The sequence below is a fragment of the uncultured Algibacter sp. genome (genome assembly GCF_963976535.1).
Classification (GTDB): Bacteria; Bacteroidota; Bacteroidia; order Flavobacteriales; family Flavobacteriaceae; genus Algibacter_B.
The window spans coordinates 1-12,564 of sequence record NZ_CAXBLF010000012.1; the positions used below are offsets into that span (position 1 = coordinate 1).

The following is a 12,564-nucleotide window of genomic DNA, read 5'->3' on the forward strand; positions in this document are numbered from 1 at the left end:
AAATGAAAATATTTTTTCATTGAAAGCACCTTGCGAAGCAAACCGAAATACATTGGAAATCAAGATTAAAACGTTTTCGACTTACTTCGTAAGCTACCTTGGTTCAAAACACATTTTGACCTCGTTAATGCTTAAACTGACAACTCGAAAAACTTTTCGGACAGCCTTTTTTTATCAAAATTATATTAACTGAGTAAAGCTTTGTATTTGTCTTTGTATCCGTAAAGCACAGCAATATTTAAAACCAGTAAAACTAAAGCTCCCGCAATATTTCCTGGGTCTAAAGTAGTATGAAATAGTACCGCGTTTACAGAAACACTCATTAAAATTAATGCTAGTAATGCACCAAATTTATTGAAAATTAAAACAATTCCTGCAACAATTTCAACAAGGGCAACAAGCGTCAATGTTTTTGAATTTACTAATGCGCCAAAGTATGCGCCTGCATCTGCAGACATGTCACCCATTGGCAGAAAATTTAGGAATTTGTTAAGTCCGAAACCAAAACAAACAGCCCAAGAAGTATTCTTAGAACCATAAAAACTTTTGAATTCATAATGCTATATGTATTAGTTAGTAATTTGAAAGATAGTAAATTGTAAATCAATTTATCTTCAACTTTGTCGAAACGAAGTGTTCTAACTAACAAACCTTTTACTCAATACTAATTCTTGTACCTTCACTATGACTACTAAATTCTGGCGCATACATACTTTGAATAGTTGTAATACCATTACTCATATTACCAGCATTATTCAAGCGTAAATCGTATTCAAATACATAAACCCCTTTTGGTAAATAATCAAAAAAGAAGTTTGTTGCAGCATCTTTTGTGCTTTCATAATATCCTAAACCATCTTGCCATTTGTACTGACTCAATACGTTTACAGGTTCTAACCCAGAAGCGCGCATATCTTTCATGTGTAAAAATTCCATGTTTCTATCGCTACGTAATTCAATCCGAACTCTAACTAAATCACCAATCTTTAGATTTGTTTCAGAATTAATTTCTGAAATTTCTTCACCAGTATCTGTATTGGTTTTAAGGAATAGTTTTTTTATTAATTTTAACGGGGTTTCAGCTGAAGTTATCTTGTCTAAATCCTCAAAATATTGCCAGTATAAACTTCCCCAAGCAATACCATTTCCTTTTTTAGTAATGGTTACTTCGCCCATTTCTGGTTTAATTTCAGAAGTATTCCAAGCGGTTTTGTAGTAACCTGTTCCTGCTTCAATTTTTACATCTTCTTCCCGATAGCTATCGGGATTGAAGGGTTTTATTTGTTGTCCGCCTATAACCACATCAACCATATCTGTAACCGATAACCAATCGCTTCCTTGAAGTAATAAAGCGTAAACAGCTTCGGTTGTAGCTTTAGTGGTTTTCCAACGGTTAGTTTGCTTGTTTTTGAGTAACCAGATTTTTAAATTATCAATGATTTCAAGATTCTTCGCTTCGCTCTGAATGACAATTCCAGCTTCTGTAAAAGCTTCAATTAACAAGGCTTGAGTTTCAATAGGGGCTTGATACCAATACCAAGAATTTGTGTTAGCTTTCCAATACATGCCTAATTCCTCAGAAGTGATACTCGTTTCTTTTAAAGATTTTAAAATCTTAGAAGTTGTTTTTGCATCATTGCTTCTATGAGAGATTAATGCCATTAATCCTTTTGAATATAAAGAACGCGATAACCAATACTTCTGGATTTGTGTTTGGTAGTAATCGCTTATTTTTTCTACCTCTTTAGTTTTTTTGATTTCTGAGAAGAAGCTTCGCATGTATAAATAATGCAATTGGGTATGGCTCAAATGATCTTTACTTAAGTCAACATCTTTATTGTATTTTCTGATGTCATTATATTCTTTTACAAATTCATTATCCAAATAGTTGATGGCTTTTAGAATCATTTGATTTTGAGACCCTTCGACTGCGCTCAGGGTGACACCTAGTTTAGAAAGATGCCCAAAACCAGCAATAATATGTTGTGTGATGTATCTATTTTCATATCCGCCTTTAAACCAAGCCCAAGCACCAGATGGCATTTGGTTTGATTTCAATTTATTAATAGCAGATTGTAACTCATTAATCATTTTGTTTAAATCGAATAATAAAGCGATGCGTTTTTTCTGTTCCGTTTCACTTTGAGCATCTCGTAGCCAAGGCGTTTCTTGAATGAGAATAGACTTTAATGCTGAATTCTTTTCTAAGTTTGAAAGTAAGGCATCTGTATTTCTCCATTGGTTGAAAACGTCCTGTATTCTAGGATTTGTGTTTGCAATATGACTTGCCAACGCGTTTGCGTAATACCTTGAAAACGTTTGCTCATTACACTCATAAGGATATTCCATTAAATAAGGTAAGGCCTGAACTGCATACCACGCTGGATTGGAAGTCATTTCCAAAGTCAACTTATGGTTTTTGAGTGTCGTTGAGGTATTAGTTGTCAACTTATCTAAAGTGAATGTTTTGGTTTCATTGCTTCTAATCCACATTGGCAACGTTTCTGTAACCAACATGCGGTTACTTAAAACAGGTAATGTATTTTGCTCACCATCGCTAAAGGTTTCCGATTTTGCAATAACTTTGTATTGAACTGCTTGCACATCGTTAGGAATGCTTAAAGACCAAGATACTTGTGTGTTGCCAGAAGCGGGAGCAACGAAAGAAGCCCCCTCTAACTCCCCCGAAGGGGGAGAACTGAGCAAGTTTGCTGTGATATCTTTTCCTGAAATAGCATCGGTTAAAATTAAAACGGCTTGCCCTGAAAGTTCTTTTTCTGTAAGATTAGCAATTTTAGTACTGATTGTAATTTGATCCCCTTCACGTAAAAAACGAGGTGCATTTGGGATGACCATCAGCTCTTTTTGAGTTACTGTGGTTAATGTTTCAGTATCACTTTCCAAAGTTTTGGTATGTGCCAATAATTGCAGTTTCCATTGTGTTAAAGCTTCTGGAGTTGTAAAACTGAAACTTATATTGCCGGCTTCATCTGTTTTTAATTTAGGAAAGAAAAACGCAGTTTCTTGAAGATTTTTACGAATTTTTACGTTGTCGAAGTTTGAGTTTTCTTCTACAATATTGAGCTTTGATTTGTTATCGATATCAGGTGCAGCACCAACAACCACAACTTCGTCTAGATTATCACTATCACTCACTTTCATAAATGCAACAGATTCTTCAACTTCCATCTCATCTTCAACAATTTGAACTCCCGCTGCTCGACCACTAAGATTATTTGAAAGACTAGAATAACCTCTAATTCTTATTGAATTATTATAACCAAAACTAAATCCAAACCAATTCAATTGATCATAAGCTTGAGTTACATAATTAGCACGAATTCTATCTTGATAAACTCTAAAATTTTGTGTGCCAAAACTACGATTAGATCTTCTGCTGCTTTGCGCAGAATAAATAGGGTTTTGAATAGGATTAAAATTCCAAGCATGTGGTTTAAATTGGTCCAAAGAGGCATCATACATACTTGCCAGTAATTCAGCACTTACTTTTTCACCATAAGGTCCTTTAATTTTAAATTGCCAAGTTTCATCGGTTCCTGGTTGTAATTTATCTCTAAAAGTGAGTGTTTCAATGTCTAAATTCGTTTTAGGATACGGCACAGAAATTATTTGAGAACCCGATTGAAAACTATTAAATGCCGCAAAACTATAATGCAGAACAAAACCGCCTAAATCATCTTCCGTAACAGGAATAGAGATTGTTTTTTTATTATCATTTAGTGCAATAATTTCTGTTTTGATGATTTTTTTATCCTTTTCTATAGAAACAGTAACCGATACATTATTAGCCGCAGAACCAAGTGTTACATGCGCCATGTCTCCAATGTGGTATGACGATTTATCAGTAGAAATCGTAAAAAGTTGATTGTCAGCAGGCGTGTTATCATCATCACTAAAAAGTGTAGTTTTTATTTCATCTTTTACTAATTGACCAAATTTATCTTCGCTTTCTAAAGTGATAAGATATTCACCAGATTGCCATTTTTTAGTCTTACCAAGTTTTAATGTTTTGGAGTCTTTAGTATCAAACGATTTTTCTAAAACGAGTTTACCTTTTTTCCAGTTTCCAGAATGGTGTTCATTATTGTAAGCATCATGCGGAAACAAATTTTTAAAAGTGTCTTGAGAAATGTCTTGATAATCAGGAGCAGCCCAAGGACGAGGCCTTAAAACAGCATTAGGTGCTTTAAGTTTATAGATTTTAATTGTTCCTTTTGCAGGAACAAATTCTCCATTAAGATTTTTAGTGTCAATAGAAATACTGTGATCTTTTTTAGTTTTATTCAAAGTCTCATCAATACTCATGTTAGCAATTAAAGCATGATAACCAACATTTACAATAGTTGTTGCGCTTCGGGTTTCGCCATTTAAATCGGTAACATCAGCAGTGATTTCATAATTAAAAATTGGTAAACTACTTTTATCAACACTTTGGTCTGGAATGGCTTTAAACTTGATTTCAAATTCGCCTTTATCATTAGTTATACTTTCACCATGTGTGATTTCTTGAGGTTCACTATTCACCCAAGGTCTGTACCAAAAGTACCAACGTGGGTATTGCACTTTTCTATGTACACGATACACCACTTTAGCGTCTGTAATGTTACTCCCAGCATACGCTAAAGCATGGCCTTTTACAGTAATAGAGTCATTAATTTTAAAAGTTTCGGTTACTGGTTTAAATTTAGTTTCAAACTTCGGACGTTTGTAATCTTCAACAGAGAAATAATGTTCAGTATAAAAATCTTTTTCATCGCCATCAAAATCAATGTAATATTGCCCGTTTAATCCATTATTTGGCAAGATAAACTCACCTGAAACGGATCCAAATTCATTGGTTTTTAATTCAAGTTCTTTAACTTCTTCATCATTCACATTATATAAAATGGCAAATACTTTTTCATTCTCTAAAACTTCGGATTTCCCGTCTTTAGTTTTCATTGCAATTCCTTTAAAATAAACAGTTTGTCCAGGTCTGTAAATACTTCTATCAGTAAATAAAAAGGATTTATAACTAACTTTTTCTTTTGGTTGATTGTAGGTTTGATTGATGTAAAAGTTGCCAAAACGAGCAACATCATTATCGCTTTCTACTCTTAGATTTACGTTTCTATACCAATTTTTACCTTTTTTAATCTCAATTTCACCTAAGCCATTGGTGGTATAATTTTTTGAAGATGGATTTTTATTATTTCTAGATTCATACGATACTTCAACATTTGCATTTGCAATGGGCGAACCGTCATTTCTATCAATAATTTGAAATATTTTATAGTTATTGGCTTCCGTTTCTACCAAAGCCAAATTGGTGACTTGAATATTTGCGAAAGCAAAAGTTTCTTTGTTATTATCCACAAAAGCGGCAATTAAATATCTACCATTATTAAGCTTAGGAATTAAAATTTCAGTGGTATGATTTTGATAATCGTTTTCATTTTTTAATGTGTTATCCCAAGTTTTGTGAGCATGAAGAGTTTTTATAAAATCGAGTTGTTCATTTTTTCTATAAGTCTTTACAAAGGTCTCATACTGTTTTTCTGAAATTTTGTAGGCATTAAATTTTAATGCATCTAGATTTTTATATCGTAATAATAATCGAGCATGTTTTTGGATTGGTAAAAAATCTTCGGTGGTAATTTGAAAAGATAATTGTTCAATTTGAGACTTTAAAATTTCACAATTCTTGGCACCTTTACTTTTTGGGAATTTTGAAATCACTTGATTACTTAATTCTAAAGCTTCTTTGGCTTTCCAGCGCATTTCTTCGCTCGTCCCGATAGCTATCGGGATAGGCTGATAAGATTGACTTTGTTGATAGTAAATAGAAGCGATTTCAAAATCGTATAAACCTGAAATTTCATGTGCTTTAAATTGCTCGCTTTCAATTTTAAAAGCATCTAATAAAAGCCCTTGTTTATCTATAAATGTGGCATGCTGATTTACAAATTTTAAGCGTTCAATATTAACATCGGCCAATGCAAAAGGCGATTCATCTTTCAAATGAAAGCGAATCAAATGTTTATATATTTTTAAGGCATTAAGTTGTAACGACGTGGAATCTTTTGATTCAATATTTAAGGTAGAAAACGTTTCGGCGTCAGCTAAAAAATCAGCATTATCAATCTCAAACTTATAAGCAGGCTTAGTAATTTGCGTTTCATTAGTCTTATAAAATTCTAAAGCATTATGACTTAAAAAATCGAACAAAGTAGGTCTGTAGATTTTTGAGCCTTTTTGTTCATTTAACAAAACACTATATTTTTTTAAAGATTCCTGTTGCAGCATCAATCCATTCTCTAAAGATTTTTGATAATGCGCATGAGTTTCATCAAAAAGTGTTTGTAAATCCCATGTTCTAAAATCTTCTGCATCTACTTTTTTAGCAGTTTTGGTACGGTTGTAAAATTGCCATCTGTTTTGATTAAAATATTGCCAATACAAATTAGCCAATATGTTTTCAAGAATATTTTTCGTCGGAAACGAACTGAGTTCAATTTGTTTTTTAAAATCATTAATAATACGCAACCGTGCATCTTCCTCTAAAACCAAAGCGTACTTGCTTTTAAAAAGCATAATTTTTATAAGTTGCGGATGGTTTTCATCTTTTGTAGCCTGTTTTTCAATGTCTTCAACACCCTTTAAAGCAGATTTTAGTAATCCATCAATTTCAAATTTCTCAACTTTAGTCCACAAATCTTTATAGTTGGAATTTTGAGCTTGAGAAAAAGTTGAAAATAGTATAATCATAAATATAAATAGTGACCGCTTCATGTGTTTAAATTTGTCTATAAATGTAGGTTCAAAAGTCGTTCCAAAAAACAATAATTGAGTAAATGGTGGCGTTGGATGAGTGAAGTTAATCATTTTACAAGTAAAACAGTGCCTATGAATATTACTAAAATGATTATTTCTTAAGATTATCTTAATCAGAAAACGAACTCATGTACAAAAGCTTATTTTTGTGCTTTCAAACCAATGTTATGCAAAAAGTATGGCTCCTTTTTTTATTGCCTATAATGTGTTTCTCGCAGGTTAGTCTTGATGGAGTTCAATCACTTTTAGACCAAAAGCAGTTTAAAAAAGCAGAGACTCAAATCGCTAACTTTTTAATCAAGCACCCCAATCACATCAAAGCTATTGAGCTTTTAGGTGATGCTTTCGGGCATCAAAAAAAATGGGATGAAGCCATTATTCAATACAAAAAATTAGTAAAAACAAATCCCAACATAGCGAATTATCATTACAAATATGGTGGTGTTTTGGGTATGAAAGCACTACAAAATAAATTCAAAGCTATTGGCTCAATTGGCGATATAAAACGGGCGTTTACAAAAGCTGCCGAACTTGATAAAAACCATATTGACACACGTTGGGCACTAGTAGAATTGTATATGCAATTGCCTGGGATTTTTGGAGGTAGTAAAAACAAATCGTTAAAGTATGCCGAACAGTTAGAAAAGCTCTCAAGAGTGGATGGTTACCTCGCTAAAGGTTATGTGTATGAGTATGATAACGAACCCGAATTGGCCGAAAAATATTATAAAATGGCCATTCAAGAAGGCGGCTCGCTCACTTGTTTTAATAAGCTAAGCACCTTTTACGAAAATAAAAAACAACCCGAAAAAGCCATTGAAACCATAGAGCATGCTCATAAAAAACATCAGCGCAATGCCCTGCATTACCAAATTGGTAAGGTGGCGGCAGAGTATAATATACAACTAGAAAAAGGCGAGCAATGTCTGCAAACGTATCTCAAAAATTATTCTGCTGCAGATGGTGTTCCAAAGGCCTGGGCGCACTACCGTTTAGCGCAAATTCATACACACCAAAAAAACAAGCAACAAGCGCTAAAACACATTAATTTGGCCATAGTACAACTCCCAAAAATTAAGCCTTTTAAAGCGCAAAAAGCAAAAATTTTGAACCTTTAATATTTGGGCGTTACCACAAGGGTCGGGCTTTACGTTACAATCTTTTTTTTCGTACCTCAAAAAAAGGATTTCCACTGCAATCCCTAACGCGGGCAAGTCCGTAGTTTTCAGTATAAGTCCTTAATATTTAGTGCACTTGAAATCCATATAATCAGCTAAACCAATAATTAATTTTATACTTAGTGTCTGGACGGAAACAGACGATTTTTATAATTTGAATTATTTTTGATGTCATTTTTGTTTAGTTTTTATGAGTTGATGCCTTAGTATCAAGCGATTAAAAATAAACTGAAAGGGCGCAAAAAGAAACAAATTTAATTTTGCTGTGTTTCCGTCCAGACACTACTTAGTAAATAGATGAAAAAATTTTTAATAACCCACCCCTTAATCCTTTCCATGGAGGGAAAACTCATGCGTTACAGTTTCCCTCCTAAAAAGGAGGGATTAAGGGAGGTGTGTTTTTTAACATACTTTTTCTCGACATTAAGCCTTTGCGTCTTAGCGCCTTTGCGTAACATTTTTTTACCACCAAATAACTAATCCATAAATAATTTGGAATTTGAATTTTGGAATTTGATATTTGTTTTATGAACGTACATTTTATAGCCATTGGCGGATCTGCAATGCACAATTTAGCCTTAGCATTACACCATAAAGGATACAAAGTAACAGGAAGCGACGATACTATTTTCGAGCCTTCAAAATCGAGATTAGAAGCCAAAGGCTTGCTACCAGAAATATTTGGTTGGTATCCAGAAAAAATCTCCAATAGTTTAGATGCTATAGTTTTAGGCATGCATGCCAAAGAAGATAACCCTGAGTTGCTAAAAGCTCAAGAATTAGGACTTAAAATATATAGCTATCCAGAATTTTTGTACGAGCAATCCAAACACAAAACGCGAGTAGTAATTGGAGGAAGTCATGGAAAAACAACCATAACTTCTATGATTTTGCATGTTATGCATTATCATGACAGAGCAGTAGATTATATGGTTGGTGCGCAATTAGAAGGTTTTGATGTGATGGTAAAACTCACCGAAACGAACGATTTTATAGTTCTTGAAGGCGATGAATATTTAAGTTCACCAATTGACAGACGACCAAAATTCCATTTATACAAACCCAATATTGCGCTGTTAAGTGGCATCGCCTGGGATCATATTAATGTATTTCCAACCTACGAAAACTATGTAGAGCAGTTTAGTATTTTTGTTGATTCTATTGTAAAAGGCGGGAGCATCAATTATAATGAAGAAGACCCAGAGGTTAAACGCGTTGTAGAAGCCAGTGAAAATACCATTAGAAAAATAGCATATAAAACTCCAGAATACACCGTTGAAAACGGACAAACACTTTTAGAAACACCAGAAGGCGAATTACCAATAGAAGTGTTCGGGAAACACAATTTAAATAATTTGGCAGGAGCCAAATGGATTTGCCAACACATGGGTATTGATGAAGATGATTTTTACGAAGCCATTTCAACATTCAAAGGCGCCAGTAAACGTCTAGAAAAAATTGCAGAAAGCAAAAATAGTGTTGCGTTTAAAGATTTTGCACACTCACCAAGTAAAGTAGAAGCCACCACCAATGCCGTTAAAGAACAATACGAAAACAGAACGTTAGTAGCCTGTTTAGAGTTGCATACTTACAGCAGTTTAAATGCCGAATTTTTAAAAGAATACAAAGGCGCACTAGATGCAGCCGATATTGCTGTGGTATTTTATTCTCCGCATGCGGTAGAAATTAAAAAATTGGAAGAAGTTACTCATGAGCAAATCGCGAATGCTTTTCAGCGAGATGATTTAATTATTTACACCAACCCAGACGATTTTAAAGATTTTTTATTCTCACAAAACTTTGATAATAAAGCCTTGCTTTTAATGAGCTCTGGAAATTATGGTGGTTTGGATTTTGATGCGGTTAAAGGGTTGGTTGGATAGTTTTTTATTCAATTAAACTATATATTATTCATGGGTTATGTATTTTTTTAAATCAGAGGTTAGAATATCGGTTAGTTCTGATTGATTAAAAAAACTACTTTCGGTAAAAACAAAACCAAATACAGGGTATTTATTGATGTCTAGAGGTCTTATTAATACTGGCTTTTCAAAATCATTAGCAAGTGCTGAATAATTAAAATTTAAAATATTAGAGGGATCTATTCCCGAATTATTATCTAAAATTACGATACTAAACTTTTTGCTTTCTTTGCCTTTAAATAAGCTATTCCAGTCTGGTTTTTTATTTTCAAAAAAGTATTTATAGGAGTTAAAGTTCAAAGTTATTCCTAATAAGTCACCAGTAGTACACCAACCCCCAAATCTTAATGGGTTTATTTCAATTGGTGTTATTTTACCATTCTCATCTATTCTTACTTCAGCGTGGGCAGGAAAATTTCTTAGATTTAATTGCATACCAATTTTATTTAAAATTAATTCAATATCAATCTTATGCTTTTCAATTATTCCTTTGGACGTAGAATAAACCCTATCACTGGTGTCTTTTGCGGAAGAAAATAAGTGGTGCAAAACATTTAACAAAACCACATTTCCATTATTATCGTAATAATAATCAATAGCGAACTCTTCACCGCTGATAAATTCTTCAATAATAAAATGAGTTGTATTTAAAACATTTCTAGGAAATATACTTTTAAGGTTTTCAGGATTCAACTCATTTTTAGCTTTTACCCAATCGTTTTCATCTTTCACGATATGCACTCCGATACTAAAAAATCCGACAGTAGGTTTTATCACAAATGGAAACGAAAGATCTTCTAGTGATAAGTTCTGGATATCTTCTAACCTTATTTTTCTAAAATAAAAATCAGGAAATAGATTCTTAATAAGCTTCCTAAATTTTACTTTATCTTTTAATGAATTGATTTGATTCACTAATTCACTTTCTGCAAGATTCTGCTGTATCCAAGCCAATCCATTTTCTGAATTAGAATACAAGGGTGTTTGTGGGGCACTTATTAGAATATTTGCCGCTTGCTTTTCATCTATCCAATTTAAAGAATTGTCAGTTATCAATTCTTTAGCAATTTCAGTAGCGATTATTTCGTAATTATTATCTCTTATCGTGTCTATCAAGAAATCTGAAACGAATGGTTTGTCTATTAAAAACATAGGTCTATTTTTTTTGGATAAAGTCAAGTTTAGATTTTAAAACACTTCCCCAAAAAAGCCTCAACACTTTCTTGATTTACTCGAATCAATTCCGCTCTAGCATTCTCCATATCCTGTGGTTTTTTATCCTGTGAGAGTTTAAACTTCCCTTCCCAAGAATCAATAGAGATTTCAAACATTTTAATGTAATTTAAAGCACCTTCCATTCTACTATTATCAGCGTCTAAAACATATTTATGATCTGGAGCTTCCAGAAACTCGGTCATGGTGATTAACGATTCTTTTAAAGCGTCTTTGCTTTCAATAGCTTTTACTTTGCCTTTTAAATGTACTTTAATATAATTCCAAGTTGGTAATTGTTTGGTGGCATAAATACTTGGTGAAATATAACATTGTGGACCAGAAAAAATAATCGTGATATCGTTATCATTTTTTAAAAGTTTAGCGTGCGGATTATAAATATCAATGTGCCCAATAAGGTTGCCTTCATAATTATAAATTAATGGCAAGTGTGTTATTAGTGGTTCGTTATTTTTAACCGAAACGATGGTAGCTAGAGGATAGGTTTTAATCACTTCAATCATGTGATTAATATCGTTGTCTTGATGATGTTCTGGTGGGTAGCTCAAAATGTGTGTCATTCCCTCGAAGCAAGGAAACTTATGATTTTAGTTAAAAATTCTATTGCTTCTGAAATTTACAATATTTATCTTTAACCAATGCAAGAAAAACCATCGTCATTTTCGATAAAAAATTGGAGTCAAGATGATCAACCTCGGGAAAAATTACTGCACAAAGGTAAAGCCGCTTTAAGTGATGCAGAGTTAGTTGCTATTTTGATTGGTTCTGGTAACCGACAAGAAAGTGCTGTGGATTTATGTAAACGTATTTTAGCCAGTACCAATAATAATTTGAGCGAGCTAGGAAAACTCTCCATTAAACAACTTATGGAATTCAAGGGTATTGGAGAAGCCAAAGCGATAAGTATTATTGCAGCCTTAGAATTAGGAAGACGACGCAGGGGAGAAGAAGCTCTAGAAAAAATGAAAATCACATCTAGTTCTTCAGTTTTTGAACTGATGCAACCTGTTATTGGCGAACTTCAGCATGAAGAATTTTGGATTATCTATGTGAATAATTCTAATAAAGTCATTCAAAAGAATCAATTAAGTAAAGGCGGTATCACAGGTACTTTGGTTGATGTGCGATTGGTGCTAAAAAATGCATTAGAAGTTGGCGCAACGGGGTTAATATTAGCTCATAATCATCCATCAGGAACTTTAAAACCTAGTGAAGCCGATAAACAAATTACTCAAAAATTAAAAGGTGCCGCAAAAAGTTTAGATATAAAAGTTCTAGATCACCTAATTATAACAGAAAAAGCATACTTTAGTTTTGCTGATGAATCACTTTTGTGACCAAAGACAGAAGACCGATGACAGAAGACTGCTTACTGAACACTGAATACTGCAAACTGA

Annotated in this window: 7 protein-coding genes; 3 read left to right on the forward strand and 4 right to left on the reverse strand. The window is 33.3% G+C overall.

Annotation, left to right across the window (positions count from 1 at the left end; genetic code table 11):
- Nucleotides 1-185: 185 nt before the first annotated feature.
- Nucleotides 186-467: a DoxX family protein gene (locus tag AAC024_RS05310; protein WP_339894176.1), complete on the reverse strand. Its 282-nt coding sequence runs from the start codon at nucleotides 465-467 to the stop codon at nucleotides 186-188.
- Nucleotides 468-654: 187 nt separating this feature from the next.
- A complete protein-coding gene (locus AAC024_RS05315) occupies nucleotides 655-6,792 on the reverse strand; it encodes an MG2 domain-containing protein (protein WP_339894231.1) in 6,138 nt (2,045 codons plus the stop codon).
- Nucleotides 6,793-7,001: 209 nt separating this feature from the next.
- Here AAC024_RS05315 and AAC024_RS05320 point away from each other — a divergent pair, with 209 nt between their 5' ends.
- Both AAC024_RS05320 and AAC024_RS05325 read left to right on the forward strand, forming a co-directional pair.
- Complete coding sequence (locus AAC024_RS05320; protein ID WP_339894177.1) at nucleotides 7,002-7,952, forward strand: tetratricopeptide repeat protein; 951 nt, start codon at nucleotides 7,002-7,004, stop codon at nucleotides 7,950-7,952.
- Between the two features lie 587 nt (nucleotides 7,953-8,539).
- Nucleotides 8,540-9,895 (forward strand): Mur ligase family protein, encoded by a 1,356-nt coding sequence (locus AAC024_RS05325; RefSeq protein ID WP_339894178.1) that lies wholly within the window; start codon nucleotides 8,540-8,542, stop codon nucleotides 9,893-9,895.
- Between the two features lie 24 nt (nucleotides 9,896-9,919).
- Here AAC024_RS05325 and AAC024_RS05330 read toward each other — a convergent pair whose 3' ends face one another.
- Nucleotides 9,920-11,086 (reverse strand): ATP-grasp domain-containing protein, encoded by a 1,167-nt coding sequence (locus AAC024_RS05330; protein WP_339894179.1) that lies wholly within the window; start codon nucleotides 11,084-11,086, stop codon nucleotides 9,920-9,922.
- Nucleotides 11,087-11,115: 29 nt separating this feature from the next.
- Nucleotides 11,116-11,727, reverse strand: coding sequence for an FMN-binding negative transcriptional regulator (locus AAC024_RS05335; RefSeq protein WP_339894180.1), 612 nt, complete (start codon nucleotides 11,725-11,727; stop codon nucleotides 11,116-11,118).
- 78 nt (nucleotides 11,728-11,805) lie between these two features.
- Here AAC024_RS05335 and radC point away from each other — a divergent pair, with 78 nt between their 5' ends.
- Nucleotides 11,806-12,504, forward strand: coding sequence for a DNA repair protein RadC (gene radC, locus AAC024_RS05340; protein ID WP_339894181.1), 699 nt, complete (start codon nucleotides 11,806-11,808; stop codon nucleotides 12,502-12,504).
- The last annotated feature ends 60 nt before the right edge of the window (nucleotides 12,505-12,564 follow it).

What these genes read in the sequence shown, in the direction of transcription:
- AAC024_RS05310 (WP_339894176.1), bottom strand. Translation starts at nt 467, where the DNA reads ATGGGTGACATGTCTGCAGATGCAGGCGCATACTTTGGCGCATTAGTA.
- AAC024_RS05315 (WP_339894231.1), bottom strand. Translation starts at nt 6,792, where the DNA reads ATGAAGCGGTCACTATTTATATTTATGATTATACTATTTTCAACTTTT.
- AAC024_RS05320 (WP_339894177.1), top strand. Translation starts at nt 7,002, where the DNA reads ATGCAAAAAGTATGGCTCCTTTTTTTATTGCCTATAATGTGTTTCTCG.
- AAC024_RS05325 (WP_339894178.1), top strand. Translation starts at nt 8,540, where the DNA reads ATGAACGTACATTTTATAGCCATTGGCGGATCTGCAATGCACAATTTA.
- AAC024_RS05330 (WP_339894179.1), bottom strand. Translation starts at nt 11,086, where the DNA reads ATGTTTTTAATAGACAAACCATTCGTTTCAGATTTCTTGATAGACACG.
- AAC024_RS05335 (WP_339894180.1), bottom strand. Translation starts at nt 11,727, where the DNA reads ATGACACACATTTTGAGCTACCCACCAGAACATCATCAAGACAACGAT.
- radC (WP_339894181.1), top strand. Translation starts at nt 11,806, where the DNA reads ATGCAAGAAAAACCATCGTCATTTTCGATAAAAAATTGGAGTCAAGAT.